Origin of the sequence: Curtobacterium sp. MCLR17_032, from assembly GCF_003234795.2 — a bacterium.
Classification (GTDB): Bacteria; Actinomycetota; Actinomycetes; order Actinomycetales; family Microbacteriaceae; genus Curtobacterium.
On sequence record NZ_CP126268.1, the window covers coordinates 979,608 to 1,000,361 of the forward strand.

Sequence of the window (20,754 nt, forward strand, 5' to 3'; positions counted from 1 at the left end):
CGTCCGGACGACTACTGCTGCGGACCGCCGGCCGGGCCGGCTGCCGGGCCGGCTGCCGGGCCGCCCGAGGGACCGGTCGCGGGGCCGTCGGACGGACCGTCGGTGCCCGGGTCCTCGTCGATCCCGCCGGACTCGTCCTCGTGCGGACGGTCGTCGGTCGCGTCGTTGAGCAGGTCCTCGAGCGCACGGTCGAACGCGTCGTCCTCGGCGGACTGCGACGGGTCCCGCAGCCGGGCGACGAGCGACTCCGGTGCGTCGATGTCGTCGGAGCCCGGCACCAGGTCGAACGCGGCCCACAGCGCGTCGCGCTGGTCGGCACCGAGCTCGTCGGTCACGCGCTGCCACATCGCGGCGGCCTCGCGCAGCCGGCGGGGGCGGAGCTCCAGACCGACGAGCGTCGCGAACGCGGACTCGGCCGGCCCGCCCGCGGCACGGCGGCGGCGGACCATCTCGGCGATCGCCCCGGCACGGGGGAGGCGTGCGGTCGCGGCGGCCGTGACCGTGTCGACCCAGCCCTCGACCAGGGCGAGCATCGTCTCGAGGCGGGCCAGGGCGGCGTCCTGCTCGGGCGTCCGCGGCGGGATGAGCGCCCCGGAGGCCAGGGCGTCGCGCAGCTGCTCCTGGTCGGTCGGGTCGATGCCGGAGAGCGACTCCTCCACCCGGTCGAACGGGATGTGGACGCCCTTCGCGTACTCGGTGATCGAGGAGATGATGTGCAGTCGGAGCCAGCGGGCCGATCGGAACAGCCGCGCGTGGGCGAGTTCGCGGACCGCCAGGTAGATGCGGACCTCGTCGACCGGCACGTCGAGCCCGTCGGCGAACTCGGCGACGTTCTGCGGCACCAGCGCGGCGACCTGCTCGTCGAGCAGCGGGATGCCGACGTCGCCACCGGACACCACCTCCTTCGCGAGCTGTCCGACGACCTGGCCGAGCTGGATCGCGAAGAGGGCTCCGCCGACGCCGCGCATCGCCTTCGAGACGTCGCCGAGCATCGCCTTGAGCTCCTCGGGCGCGCGCTGGTCGATCGCCTCGGTCAGGGCCGTGGCGATGCTCGAGGCCACGGGTTCGGCGATCTGCGACCACACCGGGGCCGTCGCCTTCGCCCACTGTTCACGCGTGTAGACGCTCGGCGTCGCGGTGAGTTCGGCGACGGTGGTGACCTCGTCGAGCCACAGGGCCGCGACCTGGAACGCCTGCGTCGACGCCTGGGCGGTGGCGGGGTCGAGCGGCTCGGCGCCCTCGCGTGCGATGGTGGCGGCGCGGTCGGCGGTCACCGTGAAGTCGATGCCGTCCGAGCCGGTCTGCGCGGCGCGCTGGAGTTGGCTCATGAGTTCGGCGACGGCGGCCGGGTCGTTCGGCAGGCCGGCGGCACCGGCCAGCTGCGACGGGTCGATCTGCCCCTCGCCGGACAGGAGTTTGCGGAGCATCTCCTGGAAGTCGTCGTCCGGCCCCGGCTGCGGTTCATCAGGCATGCCGACTACGCTAACCGCTGCCCGCGGGCCCGGACCTGGGACCGGCCCGGGCATCCGCCCGGACGGCTGCGCCGTGGGCGAACAGCCTCCGGAAGGACCCTGCGTGACCCTCTTCGCCCCCGCTCCCCGTCGTCGCTCGCGCTCGCGGACCGTCGGGTGGGTGTTCGTCGCCGGAGCCGTCGTGCTGGGACTGGTGGCGAGCGTGCTGCCGAGCCCGTACGTCATCGAGATGCCCGGACCCGTGTTCAACACGATCGGTACCCAGCGGCAGGGGACGGGCAAGGACGCGAAGGACGTCGAGCTCATCGACATCGACGGACACCGCACGTACCCGACCTCCGGCGCGCTCGACATGCTCACCGTCAGCGTGCAGGGCACCGCCACCGAGCGGCCCTCGTGGACCAGCGTCGTCCGCGCCCTGTTCACCAAGTCGCAGGCGGTCGTGCCGGCCAGCGCGATCTACCCGCCCGGCACCTCGACCGACCAGGTCAACAAGCAGGACGCCGCCGACATGACCAACTCCCAGCAGTCCGCCGTGGCCGCCGCGCTCATCCACCAGGGGTACCGGATCCCGACCGAACTCGAGGTCGGCAGCATCCAGGACGGCTCCGCAGCCGACGGCGTGGTCCGCACCGGGGACGTCGTCACCGCCTTCGACGGCACGTCGCTGCGCACCAACGCCGATGCGACCACGCTCCGTGAACTCGTCGCGAAGCACGGCACCTCGTCGCCCGCGACGGTCACGGTGGAGCGCGGGGGCGCGAGTCGGGAGCTGTCCCTGACCCCCCGGTCCGAGCAGGGCACCGCGCTGATCGGCGTCGGCGTCGTCGAGCACTACGACTTCCCCTTCGACGTCGACATCACGCTGCAGGACGTCGGCGGCCCCTCGGCCGGCATGATGTTCGCGCTCGGGATCATCGACGAGATCACGCCGGGCAAGCTCAACGGCGGCGAGCACGTCGCGGGCACCGGCACGATCACCGCGGCCGGCGAGGTCGGCCCCATCGGTGGCATCCGCCAGAAGCTCTACGGCGCCGAGGCCGCCGGCGCGAAGGTCTTCCTCGCCCCGAAGACGAACTGCGACGAGGTCGTCGGCCACGTGCCCGCCGGCCTCGACGTCTACGCCGTCTCCACCCTCGACCAGGCCGTCACCGACCTGCAGACGATCGCCGCCGGCCGCAGCACCGCCGGACTCGAGCGCTGCACGCGCTGAGTGCGGCTCGGCCTGGGCGCCGTCCGACCGGACTGACGGGGCGGACGGGGGACGGGCCTCCCGGCCGGACTGGAGGCCCGAGCCGGCTTCCTGAGACGCAGCACAGGTTGACTGTCGGCCGGGGCGAATAGGATCGACGCACTGACGGCTCGGCCTGCCGGCGCCGCCGGTCCGACACGTCTGGAGCACAACAAGTGACGAACACCTCGTCCACCGCGGGACGGCGCTCGCCGCGTGTCCCGATCGTGGTCACGATCATCGTGCTGGCCGCACTGGTGATCGGCTTCTTCATCTTCGCCAGCCTCTACACCGACTACGCGTGGTTCACGCAACTCGGGTTCGAGCGGGTCCTCACCACCAGGTGGCTCGCCGGGACGGCGATGTTCGTCGCCGGGTTCCTGGGGATGGCCGTCCCGGTCTGGCTGAGCATCACGCTCGCCTTCCGGTTCCGCCCCGTCTACGCGAAGCTCAACTCGCAGCTCGACCGCTACCAGCAGGTCATCGAACCGCTGCGCCGCGTCGTCATGCTCGGCATCCCCGCGGTGCTCGGCGTCTTCGCCGGGCTCGCGACGGCGCCGCGCTGGAGCATGGTGCTCGAGTACTTCAACCGCACCCCCTTCGGCAAGACGGACCCGCAGTTCGGGCTCGACATCGGGTTCTACGTCTTCGAGCTCCCGTTCTGGCGTGCCGTCGTGGCGTACTCGTCCGCGGTCGTCCTGATCGCCGGACTCGCCGCCCTCGCCGCCACGTACCTGTACGGGGCCCTCCGCTTCGGCGGGCGCGAGGTCCGCATCTCGCGGGCCGCCCGCATCCAGCTCGCGGTCACGGCCGGCCTCTACATCGCCCTGCAGGCCGCCAGCCTGTGGCTCGACCAGTACGCCGCGCTGACCAAGGACAACTCGCTCATCACCGGTGCCCAGTACACCGAGGTGAACGCGACCATCCCGGGGCGCGAGATCATGGCGGGCATCGCCGCGATCGTGGCGATCCTGTTCATCGTCACCGCGGTCATCGGCCGCTGGCGGATCTCGATCGTCGGCACCGGCCTGCTCCTGGTCGCGGCGATCGTCATCGGCGGCATCTACCCGTGGATCGTGCAGCGCCTGCAGGTCGCACCGAGCGAGCGGTCGTTCGAGTCCGCGTTCATCCAGCGGAACATCGACGCCACGCGTGACGCCTACGACGTCGCCGGGGTCAAGGAACGCGACTACGACGCGACCACCACAGCCAGCTCGGGTGCCCTGTCGGAGGACGCCCAGACCACGGCGAACATCCGCATCATCGACCCGAAGATCGTGGCCGACACGTACAGCCAGCTGCAGCAGTACCGGCAGTACTACAAGTTCCCCGACCAGCTCGACGTCGACCGGTACCAGGTCGACGGCAAGACCGAGGACACCGTCCTGGCCGTGCGCGACATCGACCTCGACGGCCTCGGCGCGTCGGCGACGCAGTACAACCGCACGTTCGTCTACACCCACGGCTACGGCGTCGTCGCGGCGTACGGCAACCAGCGTGCGAGCGACGGCAAGCCGGTCTTCATCGAGTCGGGCATCCCGGCCGGTGGCGATCTCGGCAAGTACCAGCCGCGCGTGTACTTCGGCGAGAACTCGCCCGCGTACTCGATCGTCGGGGCACCGAAGGGCACCAAGGACGTCGAGCTGGACTACCCGTCCGGGTCCGACGACAACGACGGCAACGCGACCACGACCTACGCGGCCGACGGTGGGCCGAAGATCGGCAACTTCTTCAACCGCCTGGTCTACGCGGCGAAGTTCCAGTCCGAGCAGATCCTGCTGTCGAACGCCGTGAACGCCAACTCGCAGATCCTCTACGACCGTGACCCGGTGCAGCGCGTCAGCAAGGTCGCGCCGTACCTGAAGCTCGACAAGGACGCCTACCCGGCGATCGTCGACAACCGCATCCAGTGGGTCGTCGACGGGTACACCACGAGCAACGCGTACCCGTACTCGCAGAGCCAGAGCATGACGGACAGCATCAACGGCACCGACACCGGCAGCTTCCGCACCGACCAGGTGAACTACATCCGGAACTCGGTCAAGGCCACCGTCGACGCCTACACCGGCAAGGTCACGCTCTACGCCTGGGACACCACCGACCCGGTGCTGAAGACCTGGCAGAAGATCTTCCCGACGTCGCTGCAGCCGGTCTCCTCGATGAGCGCCGACCTGTTGGCGCACGTCCGCTACCCGACGGACCTGTTCAAGGTCCAGCGGAGCATCCTCGGCACCTACCACGTCACCAACGCCAACTCGTTCTACTCGGGCGACGACGCATGGACGACCCCGGTGGACCCGACTTCGACGTCGACGAGCGCGGGGGACTCCGACTCGGCCGGCTCCGGTTCGGGGACGAACACGACCACGACGAACGCCCTGGGGACGCAGACCACCGCGACGAACCCCGACCAGCAGGACCCGTACTACCTGACGATGAAGGTCCCCGGCTCCGGGACGGCGTACTCGCTGTACAGCACGTACATCCCGAAGCAGAACTCGTCGTCGAACGCGCGCAACGTCCTGACCGGCTACCTGGCCGTCGGGTCGGACGCCAGCGGGGCCGGCAAGGGCAAGAAGGGCAAGGGGTACGGCAAGCTCACGCTGCTGACCATCCCCAAGACCGACAGCATCCCGGGGCCGTCGCAGGTGCAGAACCTGTTCAACTCCGACCCGACCGTGTCGCAGGAGCTCAACATCCTGAAGCGCGGCAACAGCACGGTGAAGCAGGGCAACCTGCTGACCCTGCCGGTGGGTGGCGGGTTCCTCTACGTCCAGCCGGTGTACGTGCAGTCCACCTCGAGCGGCTCCTACCCGCTGCTGCAGAAGGTCCTGGTGGCCTTCGGCGACAAGATCGCGTTCGAGGACACGCTCGACCAGGCGCTCGACAAGCTGTTCGGTGGCAACTCCGGTGCGGCCGCGGGTGACTCCGGTGCGGCGTCCGGCTCCGGCTCCGACTCGGGTGACTCCGGGTCGGGGACCTCGACCGGCGGCGCTACGGGCGGTGCCACGGGAGGCTCCACGGGCGGCTCGTCCGCGGGCAGCAGCAACCCGGACGTGCAGCAGGCGCTGTCCGACGCCGACAAGGCGCTCCGGGCCCGCGAGCAGGCGTACGCCGACAACGACCTCGTCGCTGCGGCCGAGGCCGACAAGCAGCTGCAGCAGGCCATCGAGGCCGCCATCGCAGCCGAGAACAGCACCGCCTCGAAGGGCTGAACACGCCGAGCGGGGTGCTCGATTTGGCACCCCGCTCGGGTCCGTGTAGTGTTTTCCATGTGCCGCGGGGTGGAGCAGTTCGGTAGCTCGCTGGGCTCATAACCCAGAGGTCGTAGGTTCAAATCCTGCCCCCGCAACCAACGCGACACGAGAAGCCCCGGTCCTCACGGACCGGGGCTTCTTCGCGTTCCCGGGCTTCTTCGCGTTCCGGGGCCGAGCGCGGCTAGCCTGGCACCGTGATGACCCTGACCATCGCGGCAGCCCAGTTCGCCCCCGTCGACGACACCGCCGCGAACCTCCGCTCCGTGGCCGATGCTGCCCGGACCGCGGTGGAGCGGGGCGCACAGCTCCTGGTCACGCCGGAGTACACCTCGTACTTCACGCCCGAGATCGACGACCGCTTCGTCGCGGCAGCGCAGCCGCTCGACGGGTCCTTCGTCACCGGCCTCCGTCGGATCGCCCGCAGCACCGGCATCGCGCTGGTCGTCGGCGTGGCCGAGACGGGGGAGACGGCGGAGCGCTTCCGGAACACCCTCGTGGCGATCGGTGCGGACGGCTCGGTGCTGACCACGTACCGCAAGGTGCACCTCTACGACGCGTTCGGGTCGCGGGAGTCCGACCGCATCGAGGCCGGCGATCCCGCACAGCTGCCGGTGGTCGAGGTCGCGGGCGTCCGGGTCGGCCTCGAGACCTGCTACGACCTGCGTTTCCCGGAGGTCACCCGCCGCCTGGCCGCGCCCGAGCACGGCGCTGCCGACGTCGTGGTCCTGCCGGCCGAGTGGGTCCGGGGTCCGGGCAAGGAACACCACTGGCGGACGCTGTTGACCGCACGGGCGATCGAGAACACCGTGTGGGTCGTCGGCGTCGGGCAGGCGCCGCCCGTCGGCATCGGTGGCACGGTCGCGCTCGACCCCACGGGGACGGCGGTCGCCGCGCTCGGGGCCGAGCCCGGACTGCTCGTCACGGCCGTCGACACCGCCGTCACCGAGCGGGTGCGGGCCGTGAACCCGTCGCTGTCCCTGCGCCGGTACGACGTCCAGCCGCGCGACTGAGGCGCACCCGCCGCGCGCGACGCACACCGCCGCGCGGCGCACACCGCCCTGCGCGCGGCTCAGACCGCCGTGGCGAGCCCTGCCAGCCGGGCCACGGCCTCCTCGAGCACCGACCGCTGCTTGCAGAAGGCGAACCGGATGAGCGACCGGTACCCGTCGACGTGGTCCGGGCGGACGAACGCCGACACCGGCACCCCCACCACGCCGGCCAGTCGTGGGAGCTCCAGGCAGAGCGCCCGGGCGTCCGCGTGCCCGAGCGGAGCCGCGTCCGCGATGACGAAGTAGCCCGCGTCCGGCCGCAGCACGTCGAAGCCGGCGGCTGCGAGCCCGGTGGCCAGGATCTCCTGCTTCGCCCCGAGGTCCGCCGCGATCCCGGCGAAGACGGCGTCGGGCAGGCGGAGTCCGGTGGCGATCGCCGGCTGGAACGGCGCCCCGTTGACGAAGGTCAGGTACTGCTTGACGGTCGTGATCGCCTCGACCAGGGCCGGGGGAGCGGTGAGCCAGCCGATCTTCCACCCCGTCGTGTTGAAGGTCTTGCCAGCACTCGAGATCGAGACCGTGCGCTCGCGTGCCCCGGGGAGCGTGACCGGGGGGACGTGGGTGCCGGCGAACGCCAGGTGTTCGTAGACCTCGTCGGTGACGATGACCGCGTCGAACTGCTCGGCGAGCTCGACCACGGTGCGGAGGACTTCGACCGGCAGCACCCGGCCGGTCGGGTTGTGCGGTGTGTTCACCAGCACGACCCGGGTGCGGTCGGAGAAGGCGGCGCGCAGGTCGGCCTCGTCGGGCAGGAAGTCGGGGGCCCGCAGCGGCACGGTGACGTGCGTCGCACCGGCCAGCCGGATGAGCGCCCCGTAGGCGTCGTAGAACGGCTCGAAGGTGACGACCTCGTCACCGGGCTCGACGAGCGCGAGCAGGGTGGCGGCCAACGCCTCGGTCGCGCCGGCGGTGACCAGGACCTCCCGATCGGGGTCGACGTCCAGGCCGTACCAGCGCGCCTGGTGCTCGGCGACGGCCGCGCGCAGGTCCGGGGTGCCCCGACCCGGCGGGTACTGGTTCGCGCCAGCGCGGATCGCCGCCACCGCGGCGTCCAGGACCTCGGCGGGCCCGTCCTCGTCGGGGAAGCCCTGCCCCAGGTTGATCGCTCCGGTGGCCGCCGCCAGGGCGCTCATCTCGGCGAAGACGGTCGGCGCGGGCACCCCGTCGGGTCCCAGGAGCATCGCGCCCTCGGCGGCTCGCAGCCACGGACCGGTCTGCCGCATGAGCGACCCCTCTCGACGTCGAGGCACCGGCCGGGAGGCGCGGCGCACGCTGGCCCCCAACCTAGCGTCCGCCCCGTCCCGGCTCCGGCGGTCGCCGCCGCCGTGTGCAGACCCCGTTCGTCGAGCGGCCCTCGTCCGTCGTGTGCGGACCGGGCACACAGCTGACGCATACGATCGGCTTGGCCAGCTCGCAGGTGCGCCATCATGACCGCCCAGGTCGGTGGTGGAGACTGCAGGAGCTTGAAAGGAGCACGTCCAACATGAGCGACACCACGCCCAACGGGCACGGCGACGACGACCGTCGCGACGAGACCACCGGTCCGGACGAGTCGAACGGCACCCAGTACGGGCACCGTGACGCCGACGACACGGACGTGGTGGGGACGACTCCGGCAGCGGAGGGCGAGCACACCGTCGCCTCCGACCACCCCACCGAGCAGTACACGACCCCGTACCCGACGTTCGGCTCCGGGTCCTCCGCCGACGCCGACGCGACCGAGACCGCTCAGTACGGCCAGTACGGCCAGTACTCGCAGCAGGGGCAGTCCGGCCAGCAGAGCCAGTACGGGCAGGACGCGCAGTACGGCCAGGACGCGCAGTCCGGCCAGGGGCAGTACGGGCAGACGTCCCAGTACGACCAGACCTCGCAGTACGGGCAGGGCCAGTACGGGCAGCAGGGCCAGTACGGTCAGGCAGCGCAGTACGGCCAGCAGAGCCAGTACGGGCAGGACGCGCAGTACGGGCAGCAGGGCCAGTACGGCCAGGGTCAGTACGGGCAGCAGGGCCAGTACGGCCAGCACGCCCAGTACGGCCAGGGGCAGTACGGCCAGGGAAGCCAGTACGGCGAGCAGAGCCAGTACGGCCAGGACCGCCCCCGCTACGGCGAGTACTCCGGCGCCGCGGCCCCGACGCCGTCCGCCGACCAGGCACCGTCGTCGACGAGCTCGTTCGGTGACGCCGCCGACCAGCAGCGCGCGAACGGCCACTACTTCTCCGGCGCCCCGGCCACGACCGGCACCGCCACCCGCGAGCGCTCCGGCCGCAACAAGCTCATCCTGCCGGCCGTGGCGATCGCGCTGGTCGGCGGCCTCATCGGTGGTGGTGTCGTCTGGGCAGCTGACTCGGCGACCGGCGGCAACGTCACCTCGAGCGGCGGCGGCACCTCGCAGAGCGGCGGCAACCTGACCGTCAACGACTACGACTCCGCCACGGTCGTCACCGCGGTCGCCGCGAAGGCCACCCCCTCGGTCGTCACGATCAACGTCTCGGCGAGCAGCGAAGCCGGCACCGGTTCCGGCGTCATCCTGAACAAGGACGGCTACATCGTCACGAACACCCACGTGGTGACGCTCGACGGTGACAGCTCGAGCGGCACCATCTCGGTGACGACCTCGAACGGCCGTGTCTACAAGGGCAAGCTCATCGGCACCGACCCGACGGTGGACCTCGCGGTCATCAAGATCGACGCGCCGGACCTCACCCCGATGTCCTTCGCCGATTCGTCGAAGCTCAACGTCGGCGACACCGCCGTGGCGATCGGTGCTCCGCTGGGCCTGTCGAACACGGTCACCGACGGCATCGTCTCGACCCTGAACCGCAGCATCCAGGTCACCTCGAGCGACCCGAACGCGGGCGGCGACTCCAATGAGGGTCAGGGCAACAACGGCAACGGTCCGTTCGACTTCTGGGGCAACGGCGACAACGGCAGCAGCCCGTCGGCGGGCACCACGGTGTCCCTGCCGGTGATCCAGACCGACGCGTCGATCAACCCCGGCAACTCGGGTGGTGCGCTGCTCGACGACAAGGGCCGGCTCATCGGCATCAACGTCGCGATCGCCAGCGCCGGCAGCTCGAGCTCGTCGAGCTCCCAGTCGGGCAGCATCGGTGTCGGGTTCTCGATCCCGTCGAACCTGGTCAAGCGCGTCGCCTCCGAGATCGTCGACAACGGCAAGGCCACGCACGGTCTGCTCGGCGCGTCGGTCGGTGATGCGACCGAGGACGCCAACGCCTCGCAGGTCGGCGCGCTCATCAAGTCGGTCGTCTCCGGTGGCGCCGCCGCCAACGCCGGGCTGCAGAAGGGCGACGTCGTCACCAAGCTCGGTGACGCCACCATCGCGGACGCGACGGACCTCACCGCGCAGGTCCGCTTCTTCGCCGGTGGCGCGACGACGCAGGTCACCTACGTCCGCAACGGGGAGACCCGGACCGCCGACGTCAAGCTGGGGACCTACGACAGCTCGAAGTGACCCGACCATCCCCATGACGGGAGGCCCGCCACCAGCCGGTGGCGGGCCTCCCGTCCGTCCGGGGCCGGCTCCAGGAATCGGCTCCAGGGGTCGGCCAGGTGCCCATCGCGGGTGCTTGATAGGCTCGGTCCGCTCTGCGGGGCGGCCCCACGGGTCGCCTCGTGCCCGCCGGACCCCGAGGATCACATGCAGCACGACGGACAGGCCCTGCCAGGTGTCTCCTACGTCATGCCCGTCCTCAACGAGGTGACCGAGGTCCGCGCCGCGGTGGGCAGTCTGCTCGAGCAGGACTACGCCGGGCCGTTCGAGGTCATCCTGGCCCTCGGCCCGTCGATCGACGGCACGAACGAACTCGTCGCCGAGATGAGCGCCGCCGACCCACGCATCCGTGCGGTCGACAACCCGGTCGGCTCGACGCCCGCCGGTCTCAACGTCGCGATCCGGGCCTCCGAGCACCCGATCGTCGTCCGTGTCGACGCACACAGCGTCCTGCCGCCCGACTACACGCGCATCGCCGTCCGGACCCTGCAGGAGTCGGGCGCCGACAACGTCGGTGGCATCATGCGCGCCGAGGGCCGGACGCCGTTCGAGCAGGCCGTGGCCCTGGCCTACGGCAGTCGCGTCGGCCTGGGCGGGACCCCGCACCACGTCGGTGGCCAGGCGGGCCCGGCCGAGACCGCGTACCTCGGGGTGTTCCGACGCGAGCGCCTGTTCGCGGTCGGGCTCTTCGACGAGGGCATCAAACGCGGCCAGGACTGGGAGCTCAACCGACGCCTCCGCACCACGGGCGGCACGGTCTGGTTCACGCCGGAACTCGTCGTCACCTACCGGCCGCGGCCGAGCCTGAAGCGTCTGGTCCGGCAGTTCGTCGCCACCGGCCTCTGGCGCGGTGAACTGGCACGCCGGTTCCCGGCCGGCAACGGCCTGCGCTACTTCGTCCCGCCGCTGATGGTCCTGGCCGTCGCCCTCGGGCTCGTCGCCGGACTCGTCGGTGTCGTCGGGGCGGTCCTCGGCTCGCCGCTCGCGTGGGCGATGACCGGGTTCGCGGTGCCGGCGGTCTACCTGCTCTTCGTCGTCGTCGGTGCCCTCGCGGTGTCGCGGCGATCGGTGCCGGCGACGCGGGCGTGGCTGCTCGTCGTCCTGCCGTGCATCCACGTCGGCTGGGGTGTCGGCTTCATCATCGGGTTCCTGACACGGACCTCCGATCTGACCACGCACACGGGACGGTGACCGACATGGCCGATGACGACCTCGGGAACGGCGGCGGACCGGACCCCCGGGACGGCCGCGGGTTCACCCGACCGACCTCGATCGCCGAACTGCGGGCGGTGGCCCAGCCGGACGAGGTCCGGGCGCGCGCCAACGCCGAGCACTGGACGGCCTCGCTCTACCTGCGGGACATCTCGCCGTACCTGACGTCGCTGCTGCTGCGCACCCGGGTCAGCGCGAACCAGGTCACCGGCCTGATGATCCTGGTCGGCTGGTCCACCGCGGCCGCCCTCCTGATCCCGGGCATCTGGGGCGCCTTGCTCGCGCTCGTGCTCGGGCAGCTGCAGATGCTCGTCGACTGCTCCGACGGTGAGGTCGCCCGGTGGCGCGGCACCCGCTCGCCGGCCGGCATCTTCCTCGACAAGGTCGGGCACTACACGACCGAGGGACTCATCCCGATCGCGCTCGGCGTCCGGGCGGCGACCTGGCCGATCCACGGGGCCGACTGGATGTGGACGACGATCGGCTGCGCCCTCGGCCTGGTGATCGTGCTCAACAAGGCGCTCAACGACATGGTGCACGTCGCCCGTGCGCACGGTGGCATGGCGAAGCTCGCCGACCGGCGCGACGGCGTCACCGCCCCGTCCGGTGCGCGGCTCGCGACGCTCCGACGCATCGCCCGCTTCCTGCCCTTCCACCGGCTGTACCACTCGGTCGAACTGACGATCATCACGTTCGTCGTCGCCCTGCTCGCGCTCGTCATCGGGCACCCGCTGGCGGACCGGATCCTGGTCGGGGCGCTCCTGCCGCTCGCCGTGCTGGCGACGGCCGGGCACTTCCTGGCGATCATGTCGTCGAAGCGGGTCCGCGCGTGACGCCCGGCACCCGCCGTCGTGGCGCGGTCCCGCACCGTGAGCGACCGCGCGTCGCCGTCGTCAGCCTGTCGCAGGGCACCCGACCCGACGACCTACGCCGTGGCCTCGAGAGCGTGCTCGCCCAGCAGGACGTCGACCTCGACGTGGTCTGCGTCGGCAACGGGTGGCAGCCGGTCGGCCTGCCCGACGGCGTCCGGGCGCTCGCGCTGCCGGAGAACCTCGGCATCCCCGCCGGCCGGAACGCCGGCGCCGCCGAGGTCGACGGCGACTACGTCTTCTTCCTCGACGACGACGCCTCGGTGCCGTCGCCGACGTTCCTCCGCGACGCGATCGCCCTGTTCGAGCACGACCCGTCGCTCGGCCTCGTGCAGCCCCGGGTGGTCGACCCCTCCGGTTCGGCCAACCCCCGCCGCTGGGTGCCCCGGATCCGCAAGGGCGACCCGGAGCAGAGCTCACCGGTGTTCTCCGTGTGGGAGGGCGCCGTCGTCCTGCCGATGGACGTCTGGCGCGCGGTCGGCGGCTGGGGAGCCGAGTACTTCTACGCCCACGAGGGCATCGAACTCGCCTGGCGGGTCTGGGACGCCGGACGTCGGACCTGGTACGCGGGGGAGCTCGTCGCGAACCACCCGGCGATCGACCCGGCACGCCACCGCGAGTACGTCCGCCTGAACGCCCGGAACCGGGTGTGGCTCGCGCGGCGCAACCTGCCCGCCGTCCTCCGGCCGCTCTACGTCGGCAGCTGGGCCGCGATCCAGGTGCTGCGCTGGTGGCGGTCGCCCCGGCGGCTCGCGACCTGGTTCGGCGGCATCGCCGAGGGGTGGCGCACCGACTGCGGACCGGTCCGCGTGATGGGCTGGCTCACGATCGGTCGGATGACGCTGGCGGGCCGCCCACCCGTCGTCTGAGAGTGTCGAGACGGACGGGAGGCGCGCCTCCCGTCCGCAGCACACGTCCCGTCCGCACCGCACGACCTGTCCGAACCACTGCCCAGGAGCACAGCATGGCCCTCGTCAAGGACGCCCGAACCGCGATCCGGCTCGCCGGCCGGCTGTGGCGGTCACGCCAGACGCGGTCGCAGCTGGCCCGCCGACTGCCGTCGGTCCCGACGCCCGCGCCGGGCACGATCGAGATCGCGGTCTACTTCGCCGACGGCCCCGTGAACATGTACCAGATCCGCCAGTGGTACGCCCCGCTCGCCGCCCTGGCCGAGCACCGCGGGGTGGCGATCCTGTCCCGCAGCCCCGGCGCGATGCTGGCGCTGGCGGACGAGTCGCCCGTCCCCGTCGTCTACGCCCGCCAGGTCGTCGACCTCGAGCGCTTCGTCACCGAGCAGGCGCCGAAGGTGGTGCTGTACGTCAACCAGAACGCCCGCAACTTCCAGATGATGCGGTACGGGCGGATGTGGCACGTCTTCGTCAACCACGGCGAGAGCGACAAGATGTACATGACGACGAACCAGTTCAAGGCCTACGACACCGCGCTGATCGCCGGGGACGCCGCCCGGGACCGGCTCGCCGAAGCGCTCTGGGACTACGACCTGGACGGCCGGACCATCGCGATCGGCCGACCGCAGGCGGACCACTTCGCCGGGGAGCCGCCGTACCCGGCCGACGGACGCACCGTCGTGCTGTACGCGCCGACCTGGGAGGGCGACCGCGCCGCGGCCGCCTACGGGTCGATCGCCAGCCACGGCACGACCATCGCCGAGCAGGTCCTGGCGTCGCCGCGACACCGGCTGGTCTACCGGCCGCACCCCCGCAGCGGGGTGCTCGACCCCGCCTACAAGGCGGCACACCAGCGGATCGTCGCCGCGGTCGAGGCCGCGAACGCCGCCGACCCGTCGGCGCACCACGTGTACGACGACGGGCCGACGCTGGGCTGGCAGCTCGCCGGGGCGGACGTCGCGATCACCGACATCAGCGCGATGATCTACGACCGTCTGGCCGTCGGCAAGCCGCTCATCGTCACCCGTCCGGTGTCATCCGAGGCGGACGTCGACGAGCGCGGCTACCTGGGGGACGCCAACTGGCTGCTGGCGGCGGACGCCGGCGACGTCGTGGCCCGGGTGGACCGGGCCGTGACGGACGCCGACGAACTGGCCCGACTGCGGCACTGGGTGCAGCGGTACTTCGGGGACACCACGCCGGGTGTCGCCACGGCTCGGTTCCACCACGCGATCGACCGGTTGGTCGCCCGCTGGCACGAGGTCGCCCGCGAACGCTCGGCCGACTGACCGTCGGTCCGCGCAGCCCGTCAAGGGGCGAGCCCGGGGCCGGCCAGCGACATCCGCCACAGGAACTCCCCGCGGTCCGGTCGCCGCCACCGGACGATGACGACGCCGGTCTCGTCGGCACCGGCGCCGAACACGGCCAGGGACAGCCCGCGCCCCGGCTCGAGCCGGCGGACGACGAGCGGCGGGGAGTAGCCCGTGCCGAGGTGGGTGAGGGAGATCCCGTCGAGGGTCTCGGTGCTGGTGTTGACCAGCTCGTAACGGCGGGGCGCCGCTGATCGGTCGATGGTGAACGGTACCGGGTAGGCGGTGATGGGGTCGCGCATGGGGAGCACGTTAGGGGTGGGGTCCGACGTCGGGGCCCCCGGGGAGCCGTCGGGGGACCGGGGCTGTGGAGCGTGGCGCGGGGGTGCTCGGTTGTGGAGGAGTGGACGTCAAACGCCGTGGTCGGCGTTGTACCGCTCCAGGGCCTCGTCGATCGGCCCGTCGAACAGCAGTCGTCCACCGTCGAGGTACAGCCCGCGGTCGCAGAACCGGCGCAGGTCCTTGTCACTGTGCGAGACGAAGAACAGTGTGCGACCACCCGCCAGCAGCTCGTCGATCCGCCTGTAGCACTTCTCACGGAACTTCTTGTCGCCGACGGCCAGGACCTCGTCGACGAGGATCACCGGCTCGTCCAGGCGGGAGATCACCGCGAAGGCGATCCGGACCTTCATGCCGCTCGACAGGTGCTTGTACGGGGTGTCGACGAAGTCCGCGATCTCGGCGAACGCGATGATCTCGTCGAAGGCCGCGCGGATCTCCGCCCGGGACATGCCGTGCAGCCCCGCGGTCAGGAAGACGTTGTCGCGCACGGTCAGGTCGCCGACGAAGCCACCGGTGATCTCGATCAGGGGAGCGACGCCGGCACCCACGTGGACCCGGCCCTCGTCGGGCAGCATCACCTGGGCGACGAGCTTGAGCAGCGTCGACTTGCCCTGGCCGTTCCGGCCCACGACACCGATCGCCTCGCCCGGACGGACGTCGAACGACACGTTCCGGAGTGCCCAGAACTCGTCCGCCTTCCGACGACGCTGACCCCGACCGAAGAGGTCCTTGAAGCTCCGGCTGGCGCGGCGGTTCCGCTTGAACCGGATGCCGGCGTCGGTGACGGAGATGACCGGTGTGGTCGTGCTCGCCGTCGTCACGGGTTCGGTCGTGGCCATCACAGCTCCTTGAGGACGCGGTGCTCGCTGCGGCGGAACACGACGACACCGACGACGAGGACGATGCCCGTGACGACGACCGACGCGAGCACTTCCTTCCAGTCCAGCTGGCCGGGGAAGAACGCCGAGCGGTAGATGCCGAAGATCCCGCTCAGCGGGTTGATCGCGGCGATGTCGTGCAGCGCCTTCGGCAGCGCCTGCGTGCCGTAGATGATCGGAGATGCGTAGAACAGGAAGCGCAGGACGAGCTTCACCGCGCGCTCGAGGTCGCGGAAGAACACCACGAGCGGTGCGACGATGAGCCCGAGGCCGTAGACGAGCGCGGCCTGCAGCACGATGGCGAGCGGCCAGAGCACCACCTGCCAGTGCAGGTGCGCGCCGGTGGCGATGACGAACACCGCGAGCACCGGGATGCTCAGCAGGAACTCGATGGCCTTGGACGCGTCGATGCGGGCGACCCAGATGCTGCGCGGGATGGTCGTCGAGCGGATCAGCTTGGCTTCCTTGATGAAGGCCCGGGTCGAGTCCGAGACACCGCCGGTGAACCACATCCAGGGCAGCAGCGCCGTCAGCAGGAAGACGATGTACGGCTCTTCGCCGACCTTGCCGCGGTGGAAGACCTGTGTGAAGACGAACCAGTAGATCGCCGACATGACGAGCGGGTCGAGGATCGACCAGAAGTACCCGAGCGCCGAGGTCGAGTACCGCACGCGCAGGTCGCGGACCGTCAGCAGCCAGAGCGCCTGGCGGTACCGACGTGCTGAGCCGCGGGCCGCCGGCGGTGCCGAGGCGAGGCCTGCGGCCGCAGACGGTGGCGTGGTCGCCGGCTGCGTGCGCTCAGGCTGCGCGGTCGGGTGCGCGTCAGTCATGGGTTCCCTCCGGCCGGGACCGCACCGAGGGGCGGCCACCCGGGCCGGTGGTCCGGATCAGGGGATCCTGACCCGTTCAGGCGAACAGGTCGTTCGCGCGCTGCAGGTCCTCGGCGAAGTCGATCTCGACCGCGTACAGGTCGGAGATGTCGATCGGCGTCCAGCGTAGTCCGTCCTCGGCGATGGCAGCCTCGATGCCGCCCTCGAAGTACTCCTGGTCGTCGACCCGGCCGAGCTGTCGGATCAGTGCCTGCTTGTCGGCTGCCGAGACGTGGTTGATGCCCACGGCCTCGCCCAGACCCCCGACGACCTTCTTCGAGAGCTTCGCGATGAAGCCCTCGGCGTCGACGGTGTACTTGACCTCTTCGTCGGAGACCTTCTCGGTGTTCACGCTGACGAACGACCGACCCTCGTCGATCATGTCGGCGGCGCGGACGAGGGCCATCGGGTCGAAGACCACGTCGCCGTTCATCCAGAGGACACCGCTCTTGCCGGTCGCCTTGAGCGCACGGAGCAGGCTCTTCGAGGTGTTCGTGGAGTCGTAGGACTCGTTGTAGACGAAGTTCGCCTCGGGGAACGCCTCGACGATGTACTCCGACTTGTAGCCGACGACGATCGTGACCCGCGCGCTGGACCCGAAGGCGGCGCGGATGTTGTCGAACTGCTGCTGCATGATGGTGCGGCCGTCGCTGAGCTCGGTGAGCGGCTTCGGCAGGCTGCGCCCGAGGCGGCTGCCCATCCCCGCTGCGAGGATGACGATCTGCGTGGTCATGCTGGTCCCTTCCGGTGTCCGCCGCGTCCCGTCCGCCCCGGAGGGTGGAGGTCCACACTGGAGGACACGTCGAGCGTGTCCTGACGGGCACTTCGATACGGCTTCCTCGGATACTGCACCCACCGCGTTCGAGTTGGCCGGGAGTCGCGTGGTCCGGAGCGACGAACGCCCCGGTCAGCAACCGCTCCGGGAGCGCTGCGGGCAGGTTTCCGAGTGGTGAACACTCCGTCGTGTCTCGGTGAATGATACGGAACCGGGCGGTGTCGGGGTACGGGTCGAGCGGCATCGTGTTCAATTCGTGACCCGGTCCGACACGGCTCAGCGAGCGGTCGGAACCGTTGGTACGGTTGGCCTCGTGTCGGCAGGAACAACGGGAAACGACGACGTCTACAGCACGTCGGACGCTGCGTGGACCGTCGACGCGGACGACGACGGCACGACCGTCGCCCAGGGGACGGGCGACGACGACCACGACGACACGGGGGACACGGGTGCGTACGGCGCAGCCGCGGGTGACGACATGACGGACGACAGGACCGGCTCGGAGACCGAGGCAGGGGCGGACACCCGCCCCGCCGGGTCACCGACGCAGGCGAGCGCAGCCACACAGGCCGGGACGGCCACGCCGCCGCGTCCGGGGAAGAAGCGGGACAAGCGTTCCGGGCGGGCGACGCGGCCGCAGGGCGCGGCGTCGCGTCCGGGTGACGGCCGGGACGACGCGGACGGCCAGGAGGCCCGGAGCGGCTCCGGCACGCCGGCCGCGTCCACGACGAAGCGGCCCACCGGCCGCCCCAACGTGCCGCAGCAGCCCGTCGTGCTCCGTGCCGACGGCCTGGTCAAGCGCTACGGCCAGACCCTGGCGGTGGACGACGTCGACCTGGAGATTCGGAAGGGCTCCATCTTCGGCGTCGTCGGTCCGAACGGCGCCGGCAAGACGACGACGCTCTCGGTCCTCACCGGCCTCCTGCGTCCGGACGCCGGCACCGTCACCGTGCTCGACCACGACGTCTGGGCCGACCCGACCGCCGCGAAGCGGGCGATGGGTGTGCTGCCGGACCGGCTCCGCCTGTTCGACCGGCTGACCGGCGCGCAGATGCTCTTCTACTCGGCCACGCTCCGCGGGCTGGACGGCAAGACCGCCCGGAGTCGCAGCACGGACCTGGCCGAGGCGTTCGGCCTCGGTGACGCGCTCGGACGTCCGGTCGCCGACTACTCGATGGGCATGGCGAAGAAGATCGCCCTGGCCGCCACCCTCATCCACTCGCCGCGCGTGCTCGTGCTCGACGAACCGTTCGAGTCCGTCGACCCGGTCAGCGCGACGACCATCACCGACATCCTGCGGCGCTACACCGCGGGTGGCGGCACCGTCGTGCTCTCCAGCCACTCGATGGAACTCGTCCAGCGCACGTGCGACTCGGTGGCGATCATCGTCGGCGGCAAGGTCCTGGCCGCCGGCACCATGGCGCAGGTCCGCGGCCGTCGCTCCCTGGAGGACAAGTTCGTCGAACTCGCCGGCGGACGCCCCGTCGCAGAGAGCATGGAATGGTTGCACAGCTTCTCCGGCTGAGGGCCGACCTGCTCGCGGGCGAGGTCCGTGGTGGTGCGCGCCGCGCGGTCGCCGTGGTCCTCGGCAGCCTCGTCGCCCTGGTCGCCGTCCTCTGGGCCGCGTCCGTCCTCGGTGGGCTCCGGACCGCCGACCCCCTCGTGGCCCGGACCGTCGTGGTCCTGGTCGGCACGGCGGTGGCCCTCGGCTGCACACTGATCCCGTTCGCCGTCGGTGTCGCCGATCAGCTCGACCCCCGGCGTTTCACCGCGTTCCGCATCGGGCAGCGTGACCTGGCCGTCGGCCTCGGCCTGGCCGGACTCCTCGGCATCCCGGTCGTCGCGATCGCCGTGCTCGCCGTCGCGCAGGTCGTCACCTGGAGCCGCGGTGCCGGTCCGGCCCTGATGGCCGTCGTGGCCGCGGTGCTGGTGCTCGCCACCACCGCCCTGCTCATCCGGGTCGGCAGCACGCTCGGAGCGCTGGCGTTCGCGGGGCACCGACCCCGAGAGGCCACCTGGCCGGTGGTCCTGGTCGGCATCGTGCTGGTGGTGCCGTCCGTCGCCCTGCTGCTCCGTCCCGACTGGCTCGACCTCGCCGCACCGGGGCTCCAGCGGCTGACCGACGTCGCCGGCTGGACGCCCTGGGGTGCCGCGTGGGCCGTGCCCGCGGACGCCGCGGCCGGTCACGTCGGCGCGGCCGTCGCCCGGCTGCTCGTGGCGCTCGTCGTCGTGGGTCTGCTCGGTCTCGCCTGGTGGGCACTGGTCGGTCGGGTGCTCGTCGCCGTGCCGCACCCGGAGCGCGTGCACCGGCACCGCACGCTCGGCTGGTTCGACCGGCTCGGCGCGACCCCGTTCGGCGCCGTCGCGGCCCGGGCGCTGACCTACTGGACCCGCGACCCCCGGTACCGCAGCTCGTACCTGATCCTGGTGTTCGTGCCGCTCGTGGTGCTGCCGCTCGGCATCGCCGGGGTGCCGTGGGCGTGGACGGCCCTCGTGCCGCTGCCGCTGATGGCCCTGATCGCCGGGTTCCTGCCGCACAACGACGTCTCGTACGACAACACGGCCGTCTGGCTTCACGTCGCCTCGGGGGCACCGGGCTGGACCGACCGACTCGGCCGCCTGGTGCCGCTCATCGTCGTCGGTGTCCCACTGCTCGTCGCCGGAGCCGCCGTGTCGGCTGCGCTCTACGGCGACATGGACGCGTTCCCGCTGCTCGTCGCGGTCTCCGCCAGCGGCCTGCTCGGCGGCCTCGGGTTGTCGAGCATCGTCTCCGTCGCCCTGCCGTACCCGACCGTCCGCCCGGGCGACCACCCGTTCCACCAACCCCAGGCCGCGGGGGCGACGGCGACGTTCGCACAGACCCTGATGGTCGTCGGGACGGTGCTCTGCATGGTGCCCGCCGGGTGGTTCGCGGTGCGCGCGCTCATCGGGGCGGAGGACCCGTCGACGGCGCTCGTCCTCGGCGTCGGGATCGGTGTCGGCGTCGTCGTCCTGGCGATCGGTGTGGCCGTCGGCGGGGCGGTGTTCGACCGACGCGGGCCGGACCTCCTGGCCGCCGCCCAGCGGAACTGACG

Annotated in this window: 16 protein-coding genes and 1 tRNA gene; 11 read left to right on the top strand and 6 right to left on the bottom strand. The window is 71.5% G+C overall.

Features of this window, described 5'->3' with window-relative positions:
• Positions 1–11 precede the first annotated feature (11 nt).
• Positions 12–1,472: a zinc-dependent metalloprotease gene (locus DEI97_RS04650; RefSeq protein WP_111075644.1), complete on the bottom strand. Its 1,461-nt coding sequence runs from the start codon at positions 1,470–1,472 to the stop codon at positions 12–14.
• Positions 1,473–1,575: 103 nt separating this feature from the next.
• On the opposite strand from DEI97_RS04650, the gene DEI97_RS04655 reads away from it, so the two are divergent.
• From DEI97_RS04655 to DEI97_RS04670, 4 genes are all read left to right on the top strand, one after another.
• The gene (locus tag DEI97_RS04655; protein WP_253467785.1) at positions 1,576–2,685 is read left to right on the top strand and encodes a YlbL family protein; all 1,110 of its coding nucleotides are present in this window, start codon (positions 1,576–1,578) and stop codon (positions 2,683–2,685) included.
• Positions 2,686–2,879: 194 nt separating this feature from the next.
• Positions 2,880–5,918 (top strand): UPF0182 family membrane protein, encoded by a 3,039-nt coding sequence (locus DEI97_RS04660; protein ID WP_181439313.1) that lies wholly within the window; start codon positions 2,880–2,882, stop codon positions 5,916–5,918.
• A gap of 63 nt (positions 5,919–5,981) precedes the next feature.
• Positions 5,982–6,058, top strand: a tRNA-Met gene (locus DEI97_RS04665).
• A 99-nt stretch (positions 6,059–6,157) separates the two neighbouring features.
• On the top strand, positions 6,158–6,970 hold the full coding sequence (locus tag DEI97_RS04670) for a carbon-nitrogen hydrolase family protein (protein WP_111075642.1): 813 nt from the start codon (positions 6,158–6,160) through the stop codon (positions 6,968–6,970).
• 59 nt (positions 6,971–7,029) lie between these two features.
• On the opposite strand, the gene DEI97_RS04675 is transcribed toward DEI97_RS04670, so the two are convergent.
• Positions 7,030–8,232 carry an aminotransferase class I/II-fold pyridoxal phosphate-dependent enzyme gene (locus tag DEI97_RS04675; protein ID WP_111075641.1) on the bottom strand — a complete coding sequence of 401 codons (1,203 nt, stop codon included), beginning with the start codon at positions 8,230–8,232 and terminating at the stop codon, positions 7,030–7,032.
• A gap of 260 nt (positions 8,233–8,492) precedes the next feature.
• Here DEI97_RS04675 and DEI97_RS04680 point away from each other — a divergent pair, with 260 nt between their 5' ends.
• From DEI97_RS04680 to DEI97_RS04700, 5 genes are all read left to right on the top strand, one after another.
• Positions 8,493–10,478, top strand: a complete 1,986-nt coding sequence (locus tag DEI97_RS04680; RefSeq protein WP_111075640.1) for a S1C family serine protease — start codon at positions 8,493–8,495, stop codon at positions 10,476–10,478.
• Positions 10,479–10,664: 186 nt separating this feature from the next.
• Positions 10,665–11,708, top strand: a complete 1,044-nt coding sequence (locus DEI97_RS04685) for a glycosyltransferase family 2 protein (protein WP_111075639.1) — start codon at positions 10,665–10,667, stop codon at positions 11,706–11,708.
• 5 nt (positions 11,709–11,713) lie between these two features.
• On the top strand, positions 11,714–12,562 hold the full coding sequence (locus DEI97_RS04690; protein WP_111075721.1) for a CDP-alcohol phosphatidyltransferase family protein: 849 nt from the start codon (positions 11,714–11,716) through the stop codon (positions 12,560–12,562).
• Positions 12,559–13,467 (top strand): glycosyltransferase family 2 protein, encoded by a 909-nt coding sequence (locus DEI97_RS04695; RefSeq protein WP_111075638.1) that lies wholly within the window; start codon positions 12,559–12,561, stop codon positions 13,465–13,467. Before DEI97_RS04690 ends, DEI97_RS04695 begins: the two co-directional genes overlap by 4 nt.
• 95 nt (positions 13,468–13,562) lie before the next feature.
• A complete protein-coding gene (locus DEI97_RS04700; RefSeq protein ID WP_111075637.1) occupies positions 13,563–14,795 on the top strand; it encodes a CDP-glycerol glycerophosphotransferase family protein in 1,233 nt (410 codons plus the stop codon).
• A gap of 20 nt (positions 14,796–14,815) precedes the next feature.
• On the opposite strand, the gene DEI97_RS04705 is transcribed toward DEI97_RS04700, so the two are convergent.
• The 4 genes from DEI97_RS04705 to DEI97_RS04720 form a co-directional block, all read right to left on the bottom strand.
• The gene (locus DEI97_RS04705; RefSeq protein ID WP_111075636.1) at positions 14,816–15,118 is read right to left on the bottom strand and encodes a hypothetical protein; all 303 of its coding nucleotides are present in this window, start codon (positions 15,116–15,118) and stop codon (positions 14,816–14,818) included.
• Positions 15,119–15,226: 108 nt separating this feature from the next.
• Positions 15,227–15,997, bottom strand: a complete 771-nt coding sequence (locus tag DEI97_RS04710) for an ABC transporter ATP-binding protein (RefSeq protein ID WP_111076271.1) — start codon at positions 15,995–15,997, stop codon at positions 15,227–15,229.
• Positions 15,997–16,866: an ABC transporter permease gene (locus DEI97_RS04715; protein ID WP_111076270.1), complete on the bottom strand. Its 870-nt coding sequence runs from the start codon at positions 16,864–16,866 to the stop codon at positions 15,997–15,999. Before DEI97_RS04715 ends, DEI97_RS04710 begins: the two co-directional genes overlap by 1 nt.
• A 76-nt stretch (positions 16,867–16,942) precedes the next feature.
• Positions 16,943–17,638: a phosphocholine cytidylyltransferase family protein gene (locus DEI97_RS04720; protein ID WP_111076269.1), complete on the bottom strand. Its 696-nt coding sequence runs from the start codon at positions 17,636–17,638 to the stop codon at positions 16,943–16,945.
• A gap of 355 nt (positions 17,639–17,993) precedes the next feature.
• On the opposite strand from DEI97_RS04720, the gene DEI97_RS04725 reads away from it, so the two are divergent.
• Together DEI97_RS04725 and DEI97_RS04730 are read left to right on the top strand one after the other, a co-directional pair.
• The gene (locus tag DEI97_RS04725; RefSeq protein WP_258376801.1) at positions 17,994–19,205 is read left to right on the top strand and encodes an ABC transporter ATP-binding protein; all 1,212 of its coding nucleotides are present in this window, start codon (positions 17,994–17,996) and stop codon (positions 19,203–19,205) included.
• Positions 19,181–20,752 (top strand): ABC transporter permease, encoded by a 1,572-nt coding sequence (locus DEI97_RS04730; protein WP_111076268.1) that lies wholly within the window; start codon positions 19,181–19,183, stop codon positions 20,750–20,752. The genes DEI97_RS04725 and DEI97_RS04730 overlap by 25 nt, the downstream gene beginning before the upstream one ends.
• Positions 20,753–20,754: the final 2 nt, after the last annotated feature.

What these genes read in the sequence shown, in the direction of transcription:
- DEI97_RS04650 (WP_111075644.1), bottom strand. Translation starts at nt 1,472, where the DNA reads ATGCCTGATGAACCGCAGCCGGGGCCGGACGACGACTTCCAGGAGATG.
- DEI97_RS04670 (WP_111075642.1), top strand. Translation starts at nt 6,158, where the DNA reads ATGACCCTGACCATCGCGGCAGCCCAGTTCGCCCCCGTCGACGACACC.
- DEI97_RS04675 (WP_111075641.1), bottom strand. Translation starts at nt 8,232, where the DNA reads ATGCGGCAGACCGGTCCGTGGCTGCGAGCCGCCGAGGGCGCGATGCTC.
- DEI97_RS04680 (WP_111075640.1), top strand. Translation starts at nt 8,493, where the DNA reads ATGAGCGACACCACGCCCAACGGGCACGGCGACGACGACCGTCGCGAC.
- DEI97_RS04685 (WP_111075639.1), top strand. Translation starts at nt 10,665, where the DNA reads ATGCAGCACGACGGACAGGCCCTGCCAGGTGTCTCCTACGTCATGCCC.
- DEI97_RS04690 (WP_111075721.1), top strand. Translation starts at nt 11,714, where the DNA reads ATGGCCGATGACGACCTCGGGAACGGCGGCGGACCGGACCCCCGGGAC.
- DEI97_RS04700 (WP_111075637.1), top strand. Translation starts at nt 13,563, where the DNA reads ATGGCCCTCGTCAAGGACGCCCGAACCGCGATCCGGCTCGCCGGCCGG.
- DEI97_RS04705 (WP_111075636.1), bottom strand. Translation starts at nt 15,118, where the DNA reads ATGCGCGACCCCATCACCGCCTACCCGGTACCGTTCACCATCGACCGA.
- DEI97_RS04710 (WP_111076271.1), bottom strand. Translation starts at nt 15,997, where the DNA reads ATGGCCACGACCGAACCCGTGACGACGGCGAGCACGACCACACCGGTC.
- DEI97_RS04715 (WP_111076270.1), bottom strand. Translation starts at nt 16,866, where the DNA reads ATGACTGACGCGCACCCGACCGCGCAGCCTGAGCGCACGCAGCCGGCG.
- DEI97_RS04720 (WP_111076269.1), bottom strand. Translation starts at nt 17,638, where the DNA reads ATGACCACGCAGATCGTCATCCTCGCAGCGGGGATGGGCAGCCGCCTC.
- DEI97_RS04730 (WP_111076268.1), top strand. Translation starts at nt 19,181, where the DNA reads ATGGTTGCACAGCTTCTCCGGCTGAGGGCCGACCTGCTCGCGGGCGAG.